This is a genomic window from Streptococcus oralis subsp. dentisani (genome assembly GCF_007475365.1).
Taxonomy (GTDB): Bacteria; Bacillota; Bacilli; order Lactobacillales; family Streptococcaceae; genus Streptococcus; species Streptococcus mitis_AX.
Window position 1 is genome coordinate 1524699 of the sequence record NZ_CP034442.1, and the last position, 21786, is coordinate 1546484.

At 41.9% G+C, this 21786-nt stretch carries 26 protein-coding genes; 19 read left to right on the forward strand and 7 right to left on the reverse strand.

Annotated features, from left to right (window positions below; genetic code table 11):
• Positions 1 to 5: 5 nt before the first annotated feature.
• A complete protein-coding gene (locus tag EJF26_RS07655; RefSeq protein WP_001084932.1) occupies positions 6 to 626 on the reverse strand; it encodes a GTP pyrophosphokinase in 621 nt (206 codons plus the stop codon).
• A 182-nt stretch (positions 627 to 808) separates the two neighbouring features.
• Between EJF26_RS07655 and EJF26_RS07660 the strand changes: the two genes are divergently transcribed.
• The 3 genes from EJF26_RS07660 to EJF26_RS07670 all read left to right on the forward strand — a co-directional run bounded on the left by EJF26_RS07660 (position 809) and on the right by EJF26_RS07670 (position 3118).
• On the forward strand, positions 809 to 1066 hold the full coding sequence (locus EJF26_RS07660; RefSeq protein ID WP_000185163.1) for a metal-sensitive transcriptional regulator: 258 nt from the start codon (positions 809 to 811) through the stop codon (positions 1064 to 1066).
• 53 nt (positions 1067 to 1119) lie between these two features.
• Positions 1120 to 2433 (forward strand): DUF6630 family protein, encoded by a 1314-nt coding sequence (locus EJF26_RS07665; RefSeq protein WP_000159362.1) that lies wholly within the window; start codon positions 1120 to 1122, stop codon positions 2431 to 2433.
• Positions 2434 to 2629: 196 nt separating this feature from the next.
• Positions 2630 to 3118 carry a prolyl-tRNA synthetase associated domain-containing protein gene (locus EJF26_RS07670; protein ID WP_000388668.1) on the forward strand — a complete coding sequence of 163 codons (489 nt, stop codon included), beginning with the start codon at positions 2630 to 2632 and terminating at the stop codon, positions 3116 to 3118.
• A gap of 43 nt (positions 3119 to 3161) precedes the next feature.
• Here the strand turns inward: EJF26_RS07670 and EJF26_RS07675 are convergent, their stop codons facing one another.
• Genes EJF26_RS07675 through EJF26_RS07685 form a run of 3 tightly spaced genes read right to left on the reverse strand, consistent with a single transcriptional unit; the run spans position 3162 to position 5432 of the window.
• Positions 3162 to 3458, reverse strand: a complete 297-nt coding sequence (locus EJF26_RS07675) for a rhodanese-like domain-containing protein (RefSeq protein WP_000258398.1) — start codon at positions 3456 to 3458, stop codon at positions 3162 to 3164.
• Positions 3448 to 5103, reverse strand: coding sequence for an FAD-dependent oxidoreductase (locus tag EJF26_RS07680; RefSeq protein ID WP_000691447.1), 1656 nt, complete (start codon positions 5101 to 5103; stop codon positions 3448 to 3450). The genes EJF26_RS07675 and EJF26_RS07680 overlap by 11 nt, the downstream gene beginning before the upstream one ends.
• A gap of 20 nt (positions 5104 to 5123) precedes the next feature.
• A complete protein-coding gene (locus EJF26_RS07685; RefSeq protein ID WP_000468868.1) occupies positions 5124 to 5432 on the reverse strand; it encodes a rhodanese-like domain-containing protein in 309 nt (102 codons plus the stop codon).
• 176 nt (positions 5433 to 5608) lie between these two features.
• On the opposite strand from EJF26_RS07685, the gene EJF26_RS07690 reads away from it, so the two are divergent.
• The 9 genes from EJF26_RS07690 (at position 5609) to rpsD (ending at position 15096) form a co-directional block, all read left to right on the forward strand.
• Positions 5609 to 6166 carry a sugar O-acetyltransferase gene (locus tag EJF26_RS07690; RefSeq protein WP_000135702.1) on the forward strand — a complete coding sequence of 186 codons (558 nt, stop codon included), beginning with the start codon at positions 5609 to 5611 and terminating at the stop codon, positions 6164 to 6166.
• Between the two features lie 291 nt (positions 6167 to 6457).
• A complete protein-coding gene (locus EJF26_RS07695; RefSeq protein WP_000837423.1) occupies positions 6458 to 7693 on the forward strand; it encodes a carbohydrate-binding domain-containing protein in 1236 nt (411 codons plus the stop codon).
• 126 nt (positions 7694 to 7819) lie between these two features.
• Complete coding sequence (locus tag EJF26_RS07700; RefSeq protein WP_000615018.1) at positions 7820 to 8584, forward strand: nucleoside phosphorylase; 765 nt, start codon at positions 7820 to 7822, stop codon at positions 8582 to 8584.
• Positions 8585 to 8617: 33 nt separating this feature from the next.
• Positions 8618 to 9997: a TrkH family potassium uptake protein gene (locus EJF26_RS07705; protein WP_000897925.1), complete on the forward strand. Its 1380-nt coding sequence runs from the start codon at positions 8618 to 8620 to the stop codon at positions 9995 to 9997.
• A 13-nt stretch (positions 9998 to 10010) separates the two neighbouring features.
• Complete coding sequence (locus EJF26_RS07710; RefSeq protein ID WP_001283884.1) at positions 10011 to 10676, forward strand: potassium channel family protein; 666 nt, start codon at positions 10011 to 10013, stop codon at positions 10674 to 10676.
• A gap of 155 nt (positions 10677 to 10831) precedes the next feature.
• Complete coding sequence (locus EJF26_RS07715; protein ID WP_000671352.1) at positions 10832 to 12472, forward strand: SSURE domain-containing protein; 1641 nt, start codon at positions 10832 to 10834, stop codon at positions 12470 to 12472.
• 80 nt (positions 12473 to 12552) lie between these two features.
• Positions 12553 to 13251, forward strand: a complete 699-nt coding sequence (locus EJF26_RS07720; RefSeq protein WP_000751226.1) for a response regulator transcription factor — start codon at positions 12553 to 12555, stop codon at positions 13249 to 13251.
• A complete protein-coding gene (locus EJF26_RS07725) occupies positions 13248 to 14282 on the forward strand; it encodes a sensor histidine kinase (RefSeq protein WP_000769397.1) in 1035 nt (344 codons plus the stop codon). The genes EJF26_RS07720 and EJF26_RS07725 overlap by 4 nt, the downstream gene beginning before the upstream one ends.
• Positions 14283 to 14484: 202 nt before the next feature.
• Positions 14485 to 15096 (forward strand): 30S ribosomal protein S4, encoded by a 612-nt coding sequence (gene rpsD / locus EJF26_RS07730; protein WP_000092756.1) that lies wholly within the window; start codon positions 14485 to 14487, stop codon positions 15094 to 15096.
• An 88-nt stretch (positions 15097 to 15184) separates the two neighbouring features.
• Here the strand turns inward: rpsD and EJF26_RS07735 are convergent, their stop codons facing one another.
• From EJF26_RS07735 to EJF26_RS07750, 3 genes are all read right to left on the reverse strand, one after another.
• Positions 15185 to 16351, reverse strand: a complete 1167-nt coding sequence (locus tag EJF26_RS07735) for a tyrosine-type recombinase/integrase (RefSeq protein WP_000705443.1) — start codon at positions 16349 to 16351, stop codon at positions 15185 to 15187.
• A 96-nt stretch (positions 16352 to 16447) separates the two neighbouring features.
• Positions 16448 to 17962 carry a DUF8451 domain-containing protein gene (locus tag EJF26_RS07740; protein WP_001233768.1) on the reverse strand — a complete coding sequence of 505 codons (1515 nt, stop codon included), beginning with the start codon at positions 17960 to 17962 and terminating at the stop codon, positions 16448 to 16450.
• 329 nt (positions 17963 to 18291) lie between these two features.
• Positions 18292 to 18912, reverse strand: coding sequence for a helix-turn-helix domain-containing protein (locus EJF26_RS07750; RefSeq protein ID WP_001080849.1), 621 nt, complete (start codon positions 18910 to 18912; stop codon positions 18292 to 18294).
• Between the two features lie 202 nt (positions 18913 to 19114).
• Here EJF26_RS07750 and EJF26_RS07755 point away from each other — a divergent pair, with 202 nt between their 5' ends.
• The 7 genes from EJF26_RS07755 to EJF26_RS07785 all read left to right on the forward strand — a co-directional run bounded on the left by EJF26_RS07755 (position 19115) and on the right by EJF26_RS07785 (position 21740).
• Entirely contained in the window at positions 19115 to 19315 is a 201-nt protein-coding gene (locus EJF26_RS07755; RefSeq protein ID WP_000040966.1) for a helix-turn-helix transcriptional regulator, read from the forward strand.
• 14 nt (positions 19316 to 19329) lie between these two features.
• A complete protein-coding gene (locus EJF26_RS07760) occupies positions 19330 to 19959 on the forward strand; it encodes a Rha family transcriptional regulator (RefSeq protein WP_000424681.1) in 630 nt (209 codons plus the stop codon).
• A gap of 308 nt (positions 19960 to 20267) precedes the next feature.
• Positions 20268 to 20720, forward strand: coding sequence for a hypothetical protein (locus tag EJF26_RS07765; protein ID WP_004245827.1), 453 nt, complete (start codon positions 20268 to 20270; stop codon positions 20718 to 20720).
• Positions 20717 to 20917, forward strand: a complete 201-nt coding sequence (locus EJF26_RS07770) for a hypothetical protein (RefSeq protein WP_000171249.1) — start codon at positions 20717 to 20719, stop codon at positions 20915 to 20917. Before EJF26_RS07765 ends, EJF26_RS07770 begins: the two co-directional genes overlap by 4 nt.
• Position 20918: 1 nt before the next feature.
• Positions 20919 to 21134, forward strand: coding sequence for a hypothetical protein (locus tag EJF26_RS07775; protein WP_001003753.1), 216 nt, complete (start codon positions 20919 to 20921; stop codon positions 21132 to 21134).
• Positions 21131 to 21472, forward strand: coding sequence for a hypothetical protein (locus EJF26_RS07780; protein ID WP_001054702.1), 342 nt, complete (start codon positions 21131 to 21133; stop codon positions 21470 to 21472). The genes EJF26_RS07775 and EJF26_RS07780 overlap by 4 nt, the downstream gene beginning before the upstream one ends.
• Entirely contained in the window at positions 21465 to 21740 is a 276-nt protein-coding gene (locus EJF26_RS07785) for a hypothetical protein (RefSeq protein ID WP_000492117.1), read from the forward strand. The genes EJF26_RS07780 and EJF26_RS07785 overlap by 8 nt, the downstream gene beginning before the upstream one ends.
• Positions 21741 to 21786: the final 46 nt, after the last annotated feature.

Below are 21786 nucleotides of genomic sequence, written 5' to 3' on the forward strand. Positions count from 1 at the left end.
TCTCCTTAGTCTTGGTCAGATCGCTGAATCAAATCACGGATGGTCTGCATGGTCAAGTCACAAGAAGCAAGCTCATCGGCACAACGTTTGAGCTCGTGCGTGATTCGTTCAGGGTTTTGGATGTTTTTCTTGTACTTCATCTGGTGCTCAAGGCTGGCCCAGGAATCCATGGCAATCGTGCGTAGCTGGATCTCAATAAAGTAGGTGCCTTGGGCATTTCCCAGACAGTCTGGGTAGGGGGTAGTCACCTCGAGAATCAGATGGTAAGAACGGTAGCCATTGGGTTTGACCTGACGGATATAGTCTTTCTCTTTAAAAATATGGATGGTGGGTATCTGACGAATATACTCTACGATGCGGTAGATATCATCTGTAAAGCCTGTGATAATCCGAACACCGATAGCATCACGGATTTCTTTAAGAGCGGATTGACTTGTCTGAGGAAGGCCTTTGCGTTGGCATTTTTCACGCATACTTTCCTCGGTTTTGATACGCGCATGCAAATGCTCATATAGTTTGAGGGAGGTTTCTTTTTTGTAATTAGCTGCGGCTTCTTCCATATCTTGAATAAAGGTCTGCAAGATAGTGGGTAAGTAGACTTCGCAAGGGCCATAGATAGAGTTCATAGGCTGTTCCATTCTAAGAATGGCTCGTATTGCTACGAGCATAGATTCTAATAGTATTTGTCATTCTATTATATCATGAAAGCGATAGCAGGGTGAGATTCTATTGATAAAGAGGGAACGAGAATTTTGACAAAGGAGTCCATTAGAGATATAATGAAGAAAAATCGACCAAGGATAAGAAGATGACAAACTCAAAGTATATTACACGCCTGAAACGTTCAGAGGGGCAGTTGCGTGGAATTCAAAAGATGATCGAAGAAGAGCGTGATTGTGCAGATATCATTACCCAGTTGACAGCGGTTCGTTCGAGTGTGGAGCGCGTGATTGAGATGATCATTACCGAGAATCTCACAGCCTGCATCAACCAACCCCTAGACGACCCTGAGGCTCAAAAAGAGCGCTTAGAAAAAGCTGTTCAGTACCTTATCAAACGAAAATAGTAGTTCTCTATGTGATAGAACAAGATAAGAAAGTAAATCACAGGAGGGGAAAGATGACAAAAGAAGAACGAGCAGAAAAATGGTTTCAGAGTGTTCCTGAGGCAGAAGCTATTCCTATACAAACTAAAATGGAGATCTGTAGTCAGGCAGCGAAGCGAATGGCGTTTATCTGGCTTGGCCTACTTGGTGTGGAATGTTTGTTCCTATTCTGGGTCACTGGGGGTGAACTTTTTAATCAAGTAGCGGACTTTCTAAATCAGCTATCAGAAGGGAGCCCCACAAAAAATCGATATAAGGGTCTCGCACTTGCAGAGACTCTTATTTGTCTGCCTGTCTTGATCTTTCCTAGTGTTGTTGCCCATTTCTTTAGACAAAATTGGATTCGAAAAGAGGCTGAAAAGGTTGTCAAAGAGATGGCCCCTGTTATAAGTGGTCAGCCCTATCTAGATGGAGACGATAGAGCAGATTTTTCTAGCATTTCCGGAAGAATCTTTGCGGATTGGGTGCTAGATGATGGTGAGAAGGAACAAAATGGCTTTGAACTTGAGGAAGTATGGCAGCAACTGGCAGCTGTCCAAGATGGTGATAGGGATTTTCTCACTTTAATACCTCAGCAACCAGTTAAACTAAAGGGGAGTCAGCTTGTATCGGATTTTGTACAGGTTTGTCAGGATGAAGATTCGGACGGTCTTCATTTTGAAATCAGTGTTGCCGATGTTGAACGGATCGACGAGAATGTAATCTACGAAAAAAATGGGCTGAGCAAGAAAGAAACTCAAGACATGCTTCGGGCATATTTGGAGAACAGAGTCACATCAGAGCTAGAAGATTGGGAAATTGTACTAGATATGCGGACAGATGAGCAGCAAAATATCGCAATCTATCAGGAAATAACCCAATTGCTAACAGATGATAGTGAGGTACGATCTCGTTTGACCTCCTGTTTTGAATCACCGAAAGCCTATTTCAAGCAGTATGCAGATAGATACGACGAGCGGGGCATAGGCGAAGAAGTCGATGAAGCTACGATAAAATGGCTTGCTATTGCTGATGAACTGCTCGCTGTAGATGCAGTGATTGAGCTCGATTGGAAGACAGATAAGGACGAATTTCTGTACCAACTAGAGCCTCTGGCAGCTAAACAAACTCTTGATTTGGAGGAGAATTGGTTCGACGAGGGTGATGACATCCCTACTTGGTGTAAAATTTTGGACGAAAGATGGGCTGGATACGATTTCTGTCTTGCTTGTATGGATATTAATAGCGATAGTTATGTGCTATTTATCTGCAAGAGGGATATTCTGGAAAAATTAGTCACCTTGAGTCACACAATCAATCAGCGTTTCGGCCATGCAAAAAATATGTAATGGCTTGTGGCTATGCGGTGGAAAGAAAAGATGGGCTTGCTGGCTGGAAATCATGCCCATCCTAACAGTTGAGGTTTCGTCTAAGATAACTTGTATGAAAATGAAAGAAACCTAGAGATGCTTGGATATAAATTAGAAGAAAACCCATTTTGTGGTATAATTAAAGACAGTAAGACAAGTTAAAGGAGGCCAGCAAATGGAAGCATACGAAAAAGTAGTAGAGATGCTAAATGGGCTAGATATTCCTTTTGAAATCGTGGAGCACGAGCCAGCCTTGACGACAGAGCAAGCCGATAGCTTTATCGAAGGGATCGAAGGCGTCCGTACCAAGACCATGTTTCTCACCAATAAAAAGAAAACCGCTTATTATCTCGTGATTATGGATGATAAAAAGCGTCTGGATATGGACCTCTTGAAAGACTTGGTAGGAGCCAATAGAATCCGTATGGCTTCCTCTGAGAGCCTGTTTGAAAAAATGAGCTTGCCCGCAGGTGTAGTCTCTCCATTTGGTTTGCTGAACAATACTGACAAGGACATTCAAGTTTATTTTGACAAAGAAATCATGTCTGAAAAACGGATGAGTTTTCACCCCAATACCAATGAAAAAACTCTCTTTTTGGATACGACAGATATACTCAAATTCCTAGAAGCCATTGGCTATGAGGCTCATATCATCGAGTTATAAAGATTAAAGAAACCGACTAAGTTCATCTTAATCGGTTTTTTGATTATTCTACTTGACCGGGCCAAGCATTCATACCACCTTCTACATTGATAACGGTGAGACCTTGGGCGCTGAGAAATTGACAGGCAGAGGCAGAACGCACTCCACCTTGACAAATGACATGGTATTCATGGTCAGGCTTGAGTTCTTTGTAGCCTTGCTCCAAGGTACTTAACGGAAGATTTTTTGCACCTGGCGCATGTCCTGCTTGAAACTCATGTACTTCACGTACATCGATAAGATCTAGTTTTTCATTTTGATATTTTTCATAAAAGTCAGCCATGCTGATATTAGTTACCATATTCTACTCCTTTTGGGTTAGCCATTTTGTATAGTGAATAAGCGCCGTCAAGGTTTTGGACGGTAAATCCTGCTTGTTTGAGGATACGCTCTGCGATATAGCTACGCAAACCACTGTGGCAGCTAACGATGTAGGCTTGGTTCTTGTCCAGTTCATCCAAGCGTTCACGAAGTTCGTTTAGGGGGATGTTGATGGTGTCGACTTTGAGTCGACCACTCTGAAATTCGCCACTTGTCCGCACATCTAGGAATTTCTTTCCTTTAGCTAGTTCGTCTTCTAGTTGGTACCACTGGATATTGTCGCTGAGACCTTCGATAAGGTTCAAGGCTGCGTAGCCCAGCATATTGACGGGATCCTTGGCAGAGCCAAATGGCGGGGCATAGGTGAACTCTAATTCTGGTAAGTCAAAGACGGTGAGATTTCCCTTGATAGCAGTTGCTAGGATATCGATTCGTTTGTCAACACCTTTCTTCCCAACTCCTTGGGCACCATAGATTTTTCCAGTGTTTGGGTCAAAGAGGAGCTTCAAGGTCATATCAGTAGCGCCAGGATAATAACCAGCGTGGTCTTTCCCACTGACATGAAGGGCCTTGTAAGGAAGTTGATTCATGCTAAGACTACGTTCGCTGAGACCAGTCGAAGCAGCTGTCATATCAAAGGCACGAACGATTGCAGTGCCGATACTGCCCTTGTTTGTACGACCGAGTCCTGCGATGACGTCCGCGACTTGGCGTCCCTGACGATTGGCAGGAGAAGCAAGAGAGATGAGAGCATCTTGGCCAGTAATCTCTTGCTTGACGACGATGGCATCTCCAACTGCAAAAATATCTTTTTGACTGGTTTCGTAGTGTTCGTCGACCAAGATACCGCCACGTAGTCCCAGTTCAATCCCAGCTGCCTGAGCCAGTCCGTTTTCAGGTTCAACACCGACAGAAAGGATGGTGAGGTCAGAAGCAATCTTTTGACCATTTTCGAGAACGATGGTTTTTCCTTGCTCTTCAAATCGAGTCGCAGACTGAGAAGTGATAACACGGACGCCGTTTGCCAGCAATTCTGCTTGGACAAAGGCCGCCATTTCTTGATCTAATGGTGGCAAGACATGGGGTGCTTTCTCCACGATGGTGACTTGCAATCCCCGTTTCGCCAGGTTTTCAGCCATTTCAAGCCCGATAAAGCCTGCACCGATGACGACAGCTTCTTTTGGATGATTGTCCAAGGCTGCCATAATTTCATCGAGATCAGGAACATTGCGAAGCGTGTAGGTATTCTTAGCTGCTGCCAAACCTTCAATGGTAGGAACAAATGGTTTAGCTCCCGGAGAGAGGATCAGCTTGTCGTAGCTTTCTGTGAATTCCTGTCCATCGTGTCGCACCGTCACAGTGTGTTCTTCTGGCGAAATCTGGATGACCTCGTGAAATGGTCGCACATCGAGATTAAAGCGTGCCTTGAGACTTTCAGGAGTTTGGACCAATAAACTCTCACGGTTTGCAATTTCTCCTGAAACATAGTAAGGAAGTCCGCAGTTTGCAAAGGAAACAAAGGGACCTTTCTCAAAAATAATGATCTCAGCATCTTCCATGAGGCGTCTGAGGCGGGTTGCTGCTGACATACCGCCTGCAACTCCTCCGACAATGATAATTTTCATTGACTTTCTCCTTTATACTTCTAGATGACCTTACCTGTCCAAGCACTCATACCGCCTCGGACATTGATGACATCGTAGCCTTTTTTCTTAAGCTTTTTCGCAGCTAGTTTGCTTCGTACACCAGAATGACAAATGACATAGAGTGTTTCTTTTGTCGCTGGTGTGTAAGAACCGATTTCCGTTAAAGGAATATTTTTTGCATTTTTGATATGACCTCTACGGAATTCCATAGGCGTCCGAACATCTAGTAGCTGAATTGGTTCTTTGAGTTTAGCTTCTAACTCGCTGGTAGAAATACTGTCAATTTTTGTAAATAATAAGTGAAACATAGGCACCTCCAAATATACCCTTATGGGGTATATTAAATCATGAAGTCAAGCTTTTGTCAAGCAAGTTGTTTTGATTTGGGAGAGGGCTTGGTTTTGAGAGTATAGAAAGCAGGCTATTCTTGACCTTTCAAAGGCTTTTTGATATGATGGGTCCAAAGTAAGTGTGAGGTGATAAGATGGCTAGCGAATACCAGAAAATGATAGCAGGGGAGCCTTACCGTCCGTCGGACCCAGAGTTAAGGGCCTTGGCGCAGGCTTCTCGCCAAAAACAGGCTGCCTTTAACAAGGAAGAAGATCCCTTGAAGGGAGCGGATATTATCAAGACTTGGTTTGGCTCAACTGGGCAAAATCTTTATATCAATCCACGCTTGGTGGTCGATTATGGAGTCAATATCCATCTAGGGGAAAATTTTTATTCTAATTGGAATTTGACCATGCTGGATGTTTGTCCGATTCGCATCGGGGACAACGCTATGCTTGGCCCCAACTGTCAGTTTTTAACTCCACTCCATCCACTGGATCCTCGTGAATGTAATTCAGGGGTCGAATACGGCAAACCCATCACTATCGGAGACAATTTCTGGGCTGGAGGTGGCGTCATTGTCCTTCCTGGAGTGACACTGGGCAATAATGTCGTCGCTGGAGCAGGGGCCGTGATCACCAAGTCCTTTGGAGACAATGTCGTCCTAGGTGGGAATCCTGCGCGTGTGATTAAGGAAATACCTGTGAAATAGAAGTGAAAAGGAACAGCTAGGGCTGTTCTTTTATGAGTTTTAGTCTTATAAATTTTTCTTCTTTTTGGCTTTCTTGGTAAAGGAGACATCGCACTGGGGGATGTTGGTTTTAAAAATCTATTAAAGGTAGTCTAGAGTTCAAAAATTGTTTTTAGCAGTCCTTTCTAAAAAATTACTAGGCGAAATCTAATCCAAACTAAATTTAAGGAAACTTTCAGAAAAGTTTTAGTTTCGTTTCAGAAATCTTCTGTAGACTGTCTAGCTATATCATACGAAGGAGAGGAAAAAGGTATGAAATCAAAAAAATGGACCCTGCTCGCAACGAGTTTAACGGCAATGGTGTTGATGGCAGCATGTGCCCAGTCAACAACTACATCCAATACCAATGCAACAACAAATAGTGCCACAACAACTGCAACAAAGACAAACCAATCTTCCTATTTTACAGAGAAGGACTATGATACTTCTTATGATGAAAGCACAGCTTCTAAGATTGAGCTATCTGGCTCATCTGCAAATGTTTCTGGGGATGGGGTGACAGTCTCTGAATCAACAGTGACCATCACAAAATCTGGGGCCTATGTGATTTCAGGTCAGTCTGACGGAGTGCAGATCAAGATCGAGGCAGATAAGTCGGCAGATGTTCATCTAGTCCTAAAAGGTGCGACCATGACCAATACCAATGCAGCGATATCTGCGACATCAGCTGGCCATGTCTACCTGACTCTAGCAGAGGGGACCACCAACAGTTTCTCTGACTCAAGCTCTAACAGCGACGAAAAAGCAGACGCAGCTCTTTTTTCTAAGGTGGATTTGACCATCAACGGGAAAGGAACTCTCAATGTAGATGGCAAGAAGAACAATGGTATCAAGGCCAATGACACCCTCCACATCACGGGTGGCACCTATAACATCACAGCAGTTGGCGATGCCTTTAATGTCAATGATGAACTCAATATCACTGGTACGACCATGACTATCGATGCCAAGGAAGATGGCGTAAAGGTGGACAATGACGAGGATACTTCAGTCGGAACCATGTACCTATCCAACAACAACATCACCGTTACAGCAGGAGATGATGGCATCCACGCATTAGGTGATTTGGTTATCGATAGTGGTACCTATACCGTCAAGAATTCGACAGAAGGACTTGAAGGTAAGTCGATCACTATCAACGGTGGGGACATTACCATCTACTCAACAGATGATGGAGTCAATGCAGCTAATAAAAACGCCCAACAGAGTGAAATCTTCTTTACCATGAACGGTGGGAACCTGACAGTAGAAGTCGGTCAAGGAGACACAGATCCAATTGACTCAAACGGCAATATCACGGTCACAGGCGGAACCATTAAAATGACTGGTCAAACAGGTTTTGACTTCGATGGAACTGCGATCTACACAGGTGGAGATATCTATCTCAATGGTGAAAAACAAACGGAAATTGTCAACTCTATGCCTGGAGGCGGTGGACCAAATGGAGGCCCTCAAGGCGGAGGTCCAGCCCCTGGCGGACAAGGATAAAAAAGAATCTCCTTTCTCGAAAGAGAAGGGAGACTTTTTGTGTTGTTACTGGAGGAAATGTAAAGATAACTCCTTGACACTCCGTCAGCTTTTGATACAATAGTACAAAATTACAGGAGGTGGGCTATGATTCAGAAACATGCAATTCCCATTTTAGAGTTTGATGACAATCCCCAGGCGGTCCTTATGCCAACACATGAGGGGCTAGATTTAAAGTTGCCAAAGAAGTGTATCTATGCGTTTTTGGAGGAAGAGATTGACCGCTATGCTCAGGAAGTAGGCGCGGACTGTATTGGTGAGTTCGTTTCGGCCACCAAAACCTATCCAGTATATGTCATCAACTACAAGGGTGAGAGGATTTGTCTGGCTCAAGCGCCTGTTGGTTCTGCTCCAGCGGCCCAGTTTATGGATTGGTTGATTGGCTATGGTGTGGAGCAAATCATTTCCGCTGGAACCTGTGGCGTCCTAGCCGATATAGAGGAAAATGCCTTTCTCGTCCCTGTTCGCGCTCTGCGAGATGAGGGGACCAGCTACCACTATGTAGCGCCTTCTCGTTATATGGAGATGCAGATTGAGGCTGTCTCTGCCATTGAGCAAGTTTTGGAGCAAAGAGGCATTCCTTATGAGGAAGTTATGACTTGGACGACAGATGGTTTTTACCGAGAGACGGCTGAAAAGGTTGCCTATCGCAAGGAAGAAGGCTGCGCTGTTGTGGAAATGGAGTGCTCGGCTCTTGCGGCAGTGGCTCAGCTACGTGGGGTTGTCTGGGGAGAATTGCTCTTTACCGCAGATTCCTTGGCAGATCTGGACAACTACGACAGTCGTGACTGGGGCTCTGAAGCTTTTGATAAGGCACTCGAACTCTGTCTTGCCATTGTGCACCACATGTGAGTGCTCTTACTGTTTTTATGGTAGAATGTAGTTATGTTATTCAAATCTTTTTTGGAAAAAATCAAGACGATACTGGGACGCTTGTCGCCAGCCCGTCGCATCTTTTTAAGTTTTGCCCTAGTGATCTTCTTAGGTTCGCTTCTTTTAAGTCTTCCCTTTGTGCAAGCAGGAACGTCACAAGCGACCTACTTTGACCATCTCTTTACGACTGTGTCTATGGTCTGTGTGACAGGGCTCTTTACCCAGCCAGTAGCCTCTACTTACAATATCTGGGGCCAGTTGATCTGTATGATTTTGATCCAGATCGGTGGTTTAGGCCTTATGACCTTTATCGGAATCTTTTATATCCAAGGAAAACAAAAGCTCAGCCTTCGTGGCCGTGAGACTATTCAAGAAAGCTTTAGTTATGGGGAAACTCAGTCTCTAAAGGATTTCATCCGCTCAATCTTTCTGACGACTTTTATGGTGGAAGGAATTGGTGCCTTTCTCTTGAGTTTTCGCTTTATCCCCGAATTTGGCTGGGGGCGAGGGATATTAACCTCTATCTTTTTGGCTGTTTCAGCTTTCTGTAATGCTGGATTTGATAATTTTGGAAGTACGAGTTTGGTAGCCTTTCAAACGGACCCCTTGATCAATCTAGTGATTGCAGGATTGATTATCACGGGGGGGCTAGGATTTATGGTCTGGTTTGACCTAGCGACCCAGTTTGGGAAGAAGAAAAAACGCCGTCTGCGTTTCCATACCAAGTTGGTTCTCTTTTTAACGGCGGGAATTTTGCTCTTTGGAACAGTATCGACTCTCTTAATTGAGTGGAATAATCCTGGAACGATTGGAAATCTCAGCGCTCCAGAGAAACTGCTGGTCAGCTTTTTCCAGACCGTCAGCATGAGAACGGCAGGCTTTGCTTCAATTGACTACACCCAGGCTCGACCAGTTACCTTACTGATCTACATCTTGCAGATGTTTCTGGGAGGGGCACCTGGAGGGACAGCAGGGGGGCTCAAGATTACGACCTTCTTTGTCTTGTTGGTCTTTGCTCGCAGTGAATTATTGGGCTTGCCTCATGCCAATGTGGCTCGGAGGACTATTGAACCCCGAACCGTGCAAAAATCTTTCAGTGTCTTTATTATCTTCTTGCTAACATTCTTGCTGGGCTTGATCCTACTAGGGATAACAGCAGAAGGAAATCCGCGCTTTATTTACCTCATGTTTGAGACCATTTCAGCCCTTGCGACAGTTGGAGTGACGGCAAACTTAACGCCGGAGTTAGGTAAGTTAGCCCTCAGTATCGTTATGTTGTTGATGTTTATCGGCCGTATTGGTCCCTTGACACTACTGGTCAGTGTAGCGGAATACCAGCCAGACAAGAAAGATACGATTCACTATATGAAAGCAGATATCACTATCGGATAAGAAAGGAAGAACGATGTCAGATCGGACAATTGGAATTTTAGGCTTGGGAATTTTTGGGAGCAGTGTTTTGGCTGCTCTAGCCAAGCATGACATGAATATCATTGCTATTGATGACCACGAGGAACGCATTAACCAATTTGAACCTGTGCTGGCGCGTGGGGTAGTTGGGGATATCACGGATGAAGAACTCCTTCTATCAGCGGGGATTGACACCTGTGATACCGTAGTTGTCGCAACGGGGGAAAATTTGGAGTCCAGTGTTCTTGCGGTTATGCACTGCAAGAGTCTAGGGGTGCCAACCGTTATTGCCAAGGTCAAAAGTCATACAGCTAAAAAGGTTCTAGAAAAAATTGGGGCAGACGCAGTCATCTCACCAGAGTTTGAAATGGGGCGCTCATTGGCACAGACCATCCTCTTTCATAACAGCGTAGACGTCTTTCAGCTGGACAAGAATGTATCGATTGTCGAGATGAAAATCCCCCAATCATGGGTAGGTAAAAGTCTCAGTCAGTTGGATTTACGTGGGCGATACAACCTCAACGTACTTGGCTTTCGTTCCTACGAAAATGCTCCTCTGGATGTCCAATTCGGACCCAATGACCTCTTGCAGGCAGATGCCTATATCATGGCTGTCATTAATAACCAACATCTGGACACCCTAGCTGAACTGAGTGAGTAGGAGAGGAAGGGTACTCTCTTTACAAATAATTAACGAGTCAATATAAGTATTTTATAAGAGGGATTTAAGAAAAATTTTAACTTTTTCTTAATCCTTTTTAATTTTAGGAGATTATACTAGAGTCATCAAAAAAAGAAAACTCTAAGGAGAATTCTATGAAATTCAATCCAAATCAGAGATATACTCGTTGGTCTATTCGCCGTCTCAGTGTCGGTGTTGCTTCAGTTGTTGTGGCTAGTGGCTTCTTTGTCCTAGTTGGTCAACCAAGTTCTGCACGTGCTGATGTCGTCAATCCGACTCCTACCCAAGTCGTGCCAGACGCTGCTTCGGTGAGTGAAAAGAGCGACTTACCAGCAGAGGTTCTCAAAAAAGCAGTCGATGTAGCTCTTCCTTCAGAACAGTCTATTCCAACACCTAAAGCAAGTGTGGATACGACAAGCTCTTCAGAGAAAGCGGATGTGACTGCTAAAGACCAAGTAGTAGCACCAAAAGAAGAAGTGCAAGCACAACCTGACTCTAAGAAAGAAACAGAAGATGCGATTAAACCTGTGGAAAGTCCTGTGTCTACAGTTTCTGGACAAGAGCGTGAAGCCAGTGAAGCACAAGCACCGACCACTCCAGCTGAAGTTCAAAAAGGTGTAGCTGACAATACCAAAGACACAGTAGATGTCCCAGCTTCTTACTTGGACAAAGCTAACTTCCCAGGACCATTTACAGCGGGTGTCAACCAAGTCATTCCATATGAATTCTTCGCTGGTGACGGCATGTTGACTCGCCTGATCTTGAAAGCCTCTGATAAGGCTCCATGGTCAGACAACGGCTCAGCTAAAAATCCAGCTCTCCCACCAGTAGAGAAATTGGGCAAAGGCCTTTACTTCTACGAAGTGGATTTAGCAGGCACCCAAGGAAAATCAGATAAAGAGTTGCTTGACCTTTTGAAACAAAATGGTACACAAAGCTATAAGGCAACCATCAAAGTGTACGGTGCAAAAGACGGCAAACCTGACTTAACTAACCTCGTAGCGACTAAAGATTTGACTGTTAATTTGAATGGTTTGACCACACCAAATCAGGTTAAAGAGTCTGTTGTTAACAATGTCAAAGACATGATTGATGTTCCAGCTAGCTACCTTGATAAGGCTAAGGTTCCTGGACCTTTCTTGGCCGGTGTCAACCAAGTTATTCCATACGAAGCTTTTGGTGGAGATGGTATGTTGACTCGCCTCTTGTTAAAAGCTTCCGACAAAGCCCCATGGTCAGACAACGGAATGGCTAAAAATCCAGCTCTATTGCCACTTGAAGGCTTGGCTAAAGGCCAATATTTCTACGAAGTGGATTTGAATGGCAATACGGTTGGCAAAGATGGTCAGGCCTTGCTTGAGCAACTTCGAGCTAACGGAACCCATACGTATCTAGCTACTGTTAAAGTTTATGGCGCTAAAGACGGCAAACCTGATTTGACCAATCTGATTGCTACTCGTCAAGTAACGATTCAGCTTCGTGGAAAAGAAATGGCGACAATACCATCTCAACAAGGTCAGATGAATACGAAGCCTTCTGAAACAGGCTCTACAGGTACGACTGAGGGTATGATGGGTACAAATCACCATATGTCAGATATGAAAGTAGATCAACCAGCTTCTAGCCCAATGGCTAATATGATGAAAAAAGATGATAAAGCGATGTTACCAAATACTGGGGAAGCTAAAACGGCTACAGCTGGCCTTGGTATCTTTGGACTAGCCTTGGCAGGGCTTGTTGGACTTTTGGGTTTGACAACCAAACGAGAAGATTAAGATTCAAATCACTTAAACATTAGAGAAAATAGTGTTATACTAAAGCAAGTATAACACTGTTTTTATCGAAGGAGTGTCAGATGAAAAAGACAATTTTGCTGGTTGATGATGAGATAGATATTCTAGATATTCAAAACCGCTATCTTATACAGGCAGGTTACGACGTTTTGGTCGCCCATGATGGTAAGGAGGGATTAGAGCTTTTCAGAAAAAAATCTATCGACCTCATTATCACAGATATCATGATGCCCAATATGGATGGTTATGATTTTATCAGTGAAGTTCAGTATATCGCTCCGGATCAACCCTTCCTCTTTACAACTGCTAAGACAAGCGAACAGGATAAGATTTATGGATTAAGTTTGGGGGCAGATGATTTTATAGTCAAACCCTTTAGCCCACGCGAATTGGTTTTAAGAGTGAATAATATCTTGCGTCGCCTTAGCCGTGGAAGAGAGACAGAACAAATCGAGTTTGGTGACTTGGTAATCAACCATGTGACTCATGAAGTTCGCATTGGGGATCAACCATTGGAATTGACAGTAAAATCCTTTGAACTTCTATGGATATTAGCCAGCAATCCCGAGAGAGTCTTTTCAAAGACGGAACTTTACGAGAAGGTATGGCAAGAGGACTATGTGGATGATACCAATACACTCAATGTTCATATCCATGCTTTGAGGCAAGAGTTGACCAAGTATACGAATTCAAATGCTCCTGCTATCAAAACTGTCTGGGGTTTGGGCTATAAAATGGAAAGGCCAAGAGGTAGAAAATGAAATTAAAAAACTATATTTTAGTGGGGTATCTAGTGTCGACTCTACTAACGATTTTGGTCGTTTTCTGGGCAGTCCAACGAATGTTGATTGAGAAAAGTGAAGTTTACTTTCTAGTTGGAATGACCTTGATTGCTAGTTTTATTGGCGCTGCAGTGAGCATCTTTCTTTTGTCGCCTGTGTTCTCTTCTCTGAAACATTTGAAAAAACAAGCTCAGGATATAGCAAGCAAGGATTTCAGCACAGAAATCGAAACCAAAGGACCATTAGAATTTCAAGAGCTGGGCCAAGCTTTTAATGACATGTCCCACAATTTGCAAGCTACCTTTCAATCACTTGATGAGAGCGAGCAAGAAAAGAGAATGATGATTGCGCAGCTCTCTCACGATATTAAAACTCCCATTACCTCCATTCAGGTTACTGTGGAGGGAATTCTAGATGGAGTGATTAAGGAAGAGGAACGGCTCCACTACTTAACCACGATTGGTCGGCAAACCGAGCGTCTAAACAAGCTAGTGGAGGAATTGGATGTTCTGACTCTTAACACCCAACCTCAAGATACTGCTACTGAAGAAGTCGAAGAGGTCTTTTTAGATCAGTTGCTGATTGAGTCAATGAGTGAATTTCAACTCCAGATTGAACAAGAGGAGCGAGATGTTTACATTCAAGTATCACCTGAGTCGGCGAAAATCAAGAGCCATTCTGACAAACTTTCTCGCATTCTGGTTAATTTGTTAAACAATGCCTTTAAATATTCAGAACCAGGAACCAGAATCGAGGTTCTTGCCCAATTAACAGAACAAGAGCTGAGAATCAGTGTGAAAGACGAGGGTCAGGGGATCCTTCCTGAGGATTTGGAAAAGATCTTTAAACGACTTTATCGTGTGGAAACTTCGCGCAATATGAAGACAGGTGGGCATGGCTTAGGTCTTGCGATTGCACGCGAACTAGCCCATCAGCTTGGTGGCGAAATCACAGCAGAAAGTCAATATGGCTTAGGAAGCAAGTTTACATTCAGCCTCAATTTGAAATAAAGGCGTAAAATCCCTTTACAAATCTAGCTTTTCATGGTACAATAGCCTTTGTGTGAAATAGCAGCAGGAAAGCATGAAGCTCGTCAACAGGTGTCTTATGACAAGTAACCTTGGCTGTTTAGGCGAAGGGCATCTGCACGAATCAGGGCTTTCTAAGTGACTATTTCCACCGAAATATTATTTATATCAGGAGGACATACATATGTCACGTTATACAGGACCATCTTGGAAACAAGCTCGTCGCCTTGGCCTTTCACTTACAGGTACAGGTAAAGAATTGGCACGTCGTAACTACGTACCAGGACAACACGGACCAAACAACCGTTCTAAATTGTCAGAATACGGTTTGCAATTGGCTGAAAAACAAAAACTTCGTTTCACTTACGGTGTAGGTGAAAAACAATTCCGTAACTTGTTCGTACAAGCTACAAAAATCAAAGGCGGAATCCTAGGTTTCAACTTCATGCTTCTTTTGGAACGCCGTTTGGATAACGTTGTTTACCGTCTTGGCCTTGCGACTACTCGTCGTCAAGCTCGTCAATTCGTAAACCACGGTCACATCCTTGTTGACGGAAAACGCGTTGATATCCCATCATACCGCGTAACTCCAGGTCAAGTGATCTCAGTTCGTGAAAAATCATTGAAAGTTCCAGCAATCCTTGAAGCAGTAGAAGCTACTCTTGGACGTCCAGCATTCGTATCATTCGACGCTGAAAAATTGGAAGGTTCATTGACTCGCTTGCCAGAACGCGACGAAATCAACCCAGAAATCAACGAAGCACTTGTCGTTGAATTCTACAACAAAATGCTTTAATTTTAAGAAATATCTTACAGAAAGCCTACAACAGTGGGCTTTTTGCTTTGTCTTAAAACGTCGATTTCTGGGTTTGCTTAGATATTTGCTAGATTGATTTCATAGCCGTTTCAAAGAATGAGACGGCTTTTTTGGCGTTCTCTTTTGAGAGGTGGCTATATATATCCATGGTCATACTGATTTGTGAATGACCTAGGCGGTGCTGAAGTTCCTTGTAAGGTATTCCAGAGTTAAGCAAGAGACTGGCGTGAGTATGGCGGAAACCATGAAAACCAATGTTAGGAACGTCAGCATGTTTGAAGTGGGTTCTTAATCTGGTTTGTAAGGTTCGATTATTGGGGTACTCATGTATAAAGTCAGAAAAGACCACCGTTTCAGTACGTCCAAGTTGCCAAGCCTCTTTTACTTGTCTACGTTTGTACTGTTTTAGCATGCTAACAGTTGCTTGATCTATATCTATATCCCGATAACTAGACTTTGACTTTGGGCTATTGATTTCTTGCTTATAGTTTAGAGTCTTTGTGACGTGGACAATGGCATTTTCTAGGTCAATATCTGACCATTCAAGCGCTAGAGCCTCATTGATACGGCAACCAGTGGCCAGTAGAAACTTGTAAAGTGTAATCTCGTAAAAATGGCGGTACTTGTTACTGTCTAAACTATCGAGATAGTCAAGAAACTTTTTAAGTTCCTGATTGTCAAAATGTTTGATCTTGTGGCGGTTTGCTTTTTGATTGTTTCGAGGTAGCAAGACCTCACGGGCTGGATTGAATGGGATAGCTTGCATAATGACACCATATTGAAGAATACGCTTGTTAAGCGCGTGGATTTTGTCATAATGCAGATACGCCCCAGCTTCTCCTTTATTAGTCTTTTCTGCCAGTCGGTTGACAATGGATTGAATAAGTGAAGTTGTCAGCTTATCGAGCTTATATGAGCCAAAGAGAGGCAAAACATGGCCTTCTAGGAGCCTTCTAGTAGCGTCCTGACTATTTGGCTTTACTGTATGCTTGTGGTTATCCCACCATAGCCTAGCCAGCTCCTCGTAGGTGGATATAGTAGAGGCTTGAAACCTGGTCGATCCGTTTACCTTAAAGTCTATAATTGCGTCTTGGGCTTTTTGCTTGACCTCTTTTTTAGTGCGTCCCGTGACTTTCGTTGTGACTTGTTTACCCGTTACCTGGTCAATGCCCAGATAGACACTAGAGCGGTAGACTATTGACCCGTCTTTTTTACTATGTTGCGTTATTTTCATGATGATAAACCTTTCTAAAATACATCAGCAGGCAAGCTATTATTAAAAAGGTTTTAGATTGTAGTTTATATCATGCTAGGGCTTACGATAAGACCCTTATTTTCGTTTCATTTCTTCCAGTAGAGAATACATAGCATCAATGTGGTTATATTTTTGAAATTCAGGATCTTGGTTTTGTGCAATAAAGTATACGTATTGTCTACCGGATTTGAATTTATCGATAGCTTGTTTTTCCACTAATTTCTTTAAATATTTTAAAATTGTATTTTTGTGGATTTTTAGTTTTTCTTCCAAAGTCTCTCTTGTTATGAAACGGTTTTCGATTATTAATTCTAATATTTTTTTCTCATATTCGTTATCAATATCTAGGTTATCTATAAGGGAAGTATCCCATAATGTAAGTTCAACTGAGTCTAATTCAGTTCGTAAATTGGGATACTTTAAATGACTCTCTTTAACGGCTTCCATTATTTTGGGTATACCAGTTCCAGCTTTTTCACATAAATTTAAAAATCTAAAAATTTCTTGTATTAAGTAGTTTCTTGGATCAGAATGTGCCCCACTAAAAAAGTCCTTTATGTCAATTCTAAGTGTTCCGCCATTTGTGAATATGTACCTATCAGAATATCTAATTATCATTATCCCTTTTTCGCTTTTATAGTCGCTATGAATAAGGCTATTAATGAATGCCTCGCGAATTGCAATTCGTAATTTTGAAATTCCAATTCTATTCATAGAATTTTCTTGAATGTTAGAGTTGTCATTTAAAGTTAGATACAATTTTTCAATAACTAGGTAAAAGAAATTAAAAAGATTATCTTCCCCCCATGTACCATCATAAATCACACGATCTTTAAAGCGATTGTTTTCAGAAAACTCTTTTAGAACATATTCTACGTTATAGTGTGGAATAAACTCTTTTATTGAATTATGTGTACCAAAAATTAATAGTCCAGCAACTGTTGGTTTTATTTTATCGTCCTTGCGATCTCTTCGTAAAGCATTTATTTTTATTAAAAATTGTTCGTTATCCAATTTTGAAAAAGGGTGCTCCGCATTTATATTATCGAACTTTTCTCTATATAGCTTTATTGTTTCTGTATCTAAGTCTAAAATAGAAAAATCCTGAATAAGTGTGCTATCAAAACTTTCCTTAGCGGAATCTCTTAACATAGAGTTGATTTGTTCTTGTGAACATCTAAAATCTCCGGTACCTTGGCGGAAATAAGTAGATGTTACACTTTCGTTTAGATATATTGGTTTGTCCTTATAATCAACTTTATAAATAGGGATAATGATAATACTCTTTCCTTTTTCATTTATAACTTGAACACTTTCTTCATTTATTACATTTCTGTTAATTTTCTTAGGATTGTTAACTAAACTATATAAATCATCAAGTATTTTATCTGGATTATTGACCCCAGAAATATAAAATTCTTTATTCTGTGTATTCTCTGATATTCCCAGAATTAGTAATCCATCATTTGTATTAGCAAAGGAGCAAATGGTTTTCATACCGTCTTTAGGGAAAGAGTTTTTAGCTTCTTTGAATTCAACACTTTGGTTCTCCCCTGATAATAACAATTTTTGTATATCGTATTTTCTCATTTTTTCTCCAATCGATTCGCACACGCATTCGCACACGCATTCGCACACGCGCGGGAAAAATAGTTTATTTTTAGTTAGCTAACAGTGCTATTAAAGGTTTTTTTGAAAGTAGATTATTCGCACACGCATTCGCACACGCGCGGGAAAAATAGTTTATTTTTAGTTAGCTAACAGTGCTATTAAAGGTTTTTTTGAAAGTAGATTATTCGCACACGCATTCGCACACGCGCTTCAGGATTGTTGAACATTGTGGCGCGTGGTATGCTTTTGATCGCTTTTTAATTTTCTCTATATATGATATGCTTTACCCTTGACCAATGGTAACCTTACTAATTCAGGTAGTCGCGTTCTCCATATGCTGATTTCAAGACTTTCAAGAGTTTTTCGGTCTTTTCTTTAGTTCTGGTTTCTTCGGAGATATATCCGCGAATTTGCTCATCTAAATCATTTCTAGTAAACTCGTTACCGAAAATAAATGAGTAATCATCGATTATTTGTTTGGCTTCGTCATTATCAGAAAAAATCAAATTGGTAAACTGTATGCCTCTTGGCGTGGTATTATTGAGATCGGCAGCCTGCACCATAGCGTATAAAGCTAGAATTTCATTATCACTGATAAAGATAGTGTTATCACGGAAAAATGTAATGAAGTCTTTAAACATCTTTTCCTGGAGCTTCTTGTTAGAGCGTTCCATAGAGTAAGCTAAAATCATCCCCTTTTCAGGTTCTATTACCACTTCATCATCATATATTTCCGAGTCATCAATATACCCCAATAGATACCCAACGCTTACTCCGAAGAAGTCAGCTAGTTGCTGGGCTTTTTCTGGTTTAATTTGGCTTTCTCCGTTTTCCCAATTTTGAAGAGTCCGATAATGAACCCTGATATTTTCAGCTAACTCTTTTTGAGATAGCTTTTTTTCTTGTCTTAATTCTTTCAATCTATTCATGTCTTATTACACCTTTCACAGATGATTATAAACTATATCTTAGAAAAAGTACATTTTTTTTGTGCAAAAATTAAAAAAATAGTTGACGCACGAAAAATAATTGTGTATTATACAATCAAGCACATAAAAAATGTGCCAATCTCCAACCTTTCACACTTTCAATCTATTCATGGAGGGGGATTTTTTAGAAAGGAGCAAATCTATGAGCAAACTACGAGGCTATCGGGTTATGTTAGGACTGACTCAGCAACAGATGGCGGACAAACTAAAAATTTCTTTGCAGTCATACAACAACAAAGAATTAGGTAAAACGCCATTCAATGATAAGGAACGCCTAGCGATTAAGTCAATGGTTGCAGAAATCAAATCAGACATAACCATAGATGAACTATTTTATAGCTAGAAAGGAGCAAACCAATGGAATTAGTCTACATGGACGGCAAGAAAGAGCCGTATACTACAAGCGAGATCATCGCTGAATGTGCTGAGGTTACTCATCACACAATACAAGAACTTTTAAGAAAGCATAAAGCTGATTTTGAAAGCTACGGAATTATCGCATTTGAAATGCGTAAATTAGATGGGCGAGGGCGACCAATGAAAATCTATCGCCTAAATGAACAACAGGCAACCTTGCTGATCACTTATCTAAAGAATACCGAACCTGTACGGCGGTTCAAAATGAACCTAGTCAAAGCCTTCTTTGAAATGCGTGAGGAACTTTCTAAGTTTCGTATGCAGAGGGCGCTAGAAAAGCCAAAAAGAAAAACCTTGCATGACAGTATAGAGACATGGGAGGCAAAACCCAAGCACGCGCATAGCACCATGAACAACCTGCTACTAAAAGCAGTAACCGACAGGAACGCTAAGCAGTTAAGGGAAGAACGTGGGGGCTATAATGGCATCGATAGCTTGACCAGTGACGAGCTGGAGCAATACCAGGCATTTGAGGACATGGTAATAGCCATGATTGGCTTGAATATGAGTTATCAAGAAATCAAGTCCATGGTATTCAGAAATAAAAAACCACGCACTAAATGCGCGTGATTGAAACAAAAAAGGCTTACCGAGACCAATCAGCAAAGCCTTTCACACTAACACTAAAACGAATTTAACAAAAAGCAGGCAAGCTATTATTAAAGAGGTTTTAGTAAAGATTTATAACTAGATTATAGCATATCTAGGACATTTTGACCATACGGAGAGCGCTAACTCTTTAAACTGGTTATCACTCCAAGAGTTCGCCAACTTGGGGCAATCGCCCAGCGTTTGGAGTGGTGCTAATCATGTATAGGAAACGACAATTAAAAGGCCGAAAGGGCAATTACACAAACATAGAAAAAGGAGCAAACACCATGGCAGAAACAACATACGAGAATTTAACTAGACGTATAGACAGAATTAGCGTAGAAATGCGAGAAATTAGCGAAAAAAATGGCCTAAGAAGACTTTCTTTATTGGCAAATCAGACAAAATCAATCAAAGAAGATTTATCCCGTTTACTTTGGATTGAACTTCCTGAATTGAATGCAAGCCATAAAATCGAGGCAGTCTCTAAGAGCACTACGGGAATGTTTTTCCACCCTGGTATTTTTGAAATGGACGCTATGCGCCAAGCCTTCTTTAAACGCCAAGCCAAGCACTTTTTTGACAACGAAGCAGAGCAGCAGGCGTATATAGAATATGCTGAAAAGGAGTATTTAGAGGCTACTATAACCTTAAAAGATATTCTTTTTAATTCTAAAAATGCTAATCAGAAAGTAAGTGAAGATCATCTTATAGAGCAGTTTGAGGAGGCAATGCAATGACACTAGATCTAGACAACATGACACAAGCAGAATTTGATAAACGAATGGCTAAGATCAAGGCAGAAAATCCTAACCTCTTCCAGTTTATTGCTGATTTTGTAGATCGAAAAGTAAGCACCGAAGAGGTGGACGACTTCCTGAAGATGGGACGAAGCGACCAAGTGGACTACATCAAGAGCTATCAAGCGAGGTCATAGCATGAATGAACTAGATTTAAGCAACAGACAGGCGATTGTCTTTGTTGTGGTATTGATTGGCTTACTGCTTTATCTAAACCACCGAGACCGCAAAAAAAGCGCCCAAATTGAGCGAGAAAGCAAACAGACAATAGAAACACCTAGCGAGGATTTAAGCCCTGATTATGGGCGTTATATTCAACTTGCAGGGGTCAATGTATGGGGAGGAATTGAATGAATCTAACACTGAATGACAAGCGAGTATTAAAACTAATCAAGGTAGGGGCTGAGAACTCTATCACTGGGGCTGAAATCAGCTTAATCACTAAACTAGCAGAAAGAACCGTCCAGGACATTATCAGCCGTCTGATCACGCGCTACGGCGTTCCTATCGTTGGGGTACGTCATGGGGCTTTCAGAGGCTACTTTATCCCAGCTAACAAAGAGGAGCTACTAGACGGAGCAAAGGCATTCTATAACCAAGTACAAGAGGAGCAGAAGCGTCTGACTGTCCTTTTGAATGCCGATTTAGAGAGCTATAAGCTACTACTGAAGGGGGCAGAAGACTATGTTTAGTTTAAGCAAAGAAAGCGAAAACGAGTTAGCCCATGGTGTTTTAAACCTTGTAGAAAAATACCTGGAGGCGCGTGATATACACAAGCCACGACTGACAGGTTTAATCTCAGCTCAGGAAGCCATGGACGAGCTAGATATAAAGTACAAGACACTCCAAAAGTGGGAAGATGCTGGGCTAAGACGATACCAGCCCCCACTAGAAGATACTAGGAAAATCTATTATAGAATTTCTGACATCTGGAAGTTTCTGGGGGTGGAGAATGGCTAGATATAACACACACCCAGCACAAGGTAGAGGGCATTATCATGACATT

Excerpts from the sequence above, each read along its gene's own strand:
- EJF26_RS07670 (WP_000388668.1), top strand. The coding sequence starts at position 2,630 with ATGGAAGCATACGAAAAAGTAGTAGAGATGCTAAATGGGCTAGATATT.
- EJF26_RS07780 (WP_001054702.1), top strand. The coding sequence starts at position 21,131 with ATGAATCTAACACTGAATGACAAGCGAGTATTAAAACTAATCAAGGTA.
- EJF26_RS07765 (WP_004245827.1), top strand. The coding sequence starts at position 20,268 with ATGGCAGAAACAACATACGAGAATTTAACTAGACGTATAGACAGAATT.
- EJF26_RS07695 (WP_000837423.1), top strand. The coding sequence starts at position 6,458 with ATGAAATCAAAAAAATGGACCCTGCTCGCAACGAGTTTAACGGCAATG.
- EJF26_RS07750 (WP_001080849.1), bottom strand. The coding sequence starts at position 18,912 with ATGAATAGATTGAAAGAATTAAGACAAGAAAAAAAGCTATCTCAAAAA.
- EJF26_RS07710 (WP_001283884.1), top strand. The coding sequence starts at position 10,011 with ATGTCAGATCGGACAATTGGAATTTTAGGCTTGGGAATTTTTGGGAGC.
- EJF26_RS07665 (WP_000159362.1), top strand. The coding sequence starts at position 1,120 with ATGACAAAAGAAGAACGAGCAGAAAAATGGTTTCAGAGTGTTCCTGAG.
- EJF26_RS07675 (WP_000258398.1), bottom strand. The coding sequence starts at position 3,458 with ATGGTAACTAATATCAGCATGGCTGACTTTTATGAAAAATATCAAAAT.
- EJF26_RS07715 (WP_000671352.1), top strand. The coding sequence starts at position 10,832 with ATGAAATTCAATCCAAATCAGAGATATACTCGTTGGTCTATTCGCCGT.
- EJF26_RS07655 (WP_001084932.1), bottom strand. The coding sequence starts at position 626 with ATGAACTCTATCTATGGCCCTTGCGAAGTCTACTTACCCACTATCTTG.
- EJF26_RS07705 (WP_000897925.1), top strand. The coding sequence starts at position 8,618 with ATGTTATTCAAATCTTTTTTGGAAAAAATCAAGACGATACTGGGACGC.
- rpsD (WP_000092756.1), top strand. The coding sequence starts at position 14,485 with ATGTCACGTTATACAGGACCATCTTGGAAACAAGCTCGTCGCCTTGGC.
- EJF26_RS07755 (WP_000040966.1), top strand. The coding sequence starts at position 19,115 with ATGAGCAAACTACGAGGCTATCGGGTTATGTTAGGACTGACTCAGCAA.
- EJF26_RS07700 (WP_000615018.1), top strand. The coding sequence starts at position 7,820 with ATGATTCAGAAACATGCAATTCCCATTTTAGAGTTTGATGACAATCCC.
- EJF26_RS07685 (WP_000468868.1), bottom strand. The coding sequence starts at position 5,432 with ATGTTTCACTTATTATTTACAAAAATTGACAGTATTTCTACCAGCGAG.
- EJF26_RS07735 (WP_000705443.1), bottom strand. The coding sequence starts at position 16,351 with ATGAAAATAACGCAACATAGTAAAAAAGACGGGTCAATAGTCTACCGC.
- EJF26_RS07760 (WP_000424681.1), top strand. The coding sequence starts at position 19,330 with ATGGAATTAGTCTACATGGACGGCAAGAAAGAGCCGTATACTACAAGC.
- EJF26_RS07770 (WP_000171249.1), top strand. The coding sequence starts at position 20,717 with ATGACACTAGATCTAGACAACATGACACAAGCAGAATTTGATAAACGA.
- EJF26_RS07740 (WP_001233768.1), bottom strand. The coding sequence starts at position 17,962 with ATGAGAAAATACGATATACAAAAATTGTTATTATCAGGGGAGAACCAA.
- EJF26_RS07775 (WP_001003753.1), top strand. The coding sequence starts at position 20,919 with ATGAATGAACTAGATTTAAGCAACAGACAGGCGATTGTCTTTGTTGTG.
- EJF26_RS07725 (WP_000769397.1), top strand. The coding sequence starts at position 13,248 with ATGAAATTAAAAAACTATATTTTAGTGGGGTATCTAGTGTCGACTCTA.
- EJF26_RS07720 (WP_000751226.1), top strand. The coding sequence starts at position 12,553 with ATGAAAAAGACAATTTTGCTGGTTGATGATGAGATAGATATTCTAGAT.
- EJF26_RS07785 (WP_000492117.1), top strand. The coding sequence starts at position 21,465 with ATGTTTAGTTTAAGCAAAGAAAGCGAAAACGAGTTAGCCCATGGTGTT.
- EJF26_RS07680 (WP_000691447.1), bottom strand. The coding sequence starts at position 5,103 with ATGAAAATTATCATTGTCGGAGGAGTTGCAGGCGGTATGTCAGCAGCA.
- EJF26_RS07690 (WP_000135702.1), top strand. The coding sequence starts at position 5,609 with ATGGCTAGCGAATACCAGAAAATGATAGCAGGGGAGCCTTACCGTCCG.
- EJF26_RS07660 (WP_000185163.1), top strand. The coding sequence starts at position 809 with ATGACAAACTCAAAGTATATTACACGCCTGAAACGTTCAGAGGGGCAG.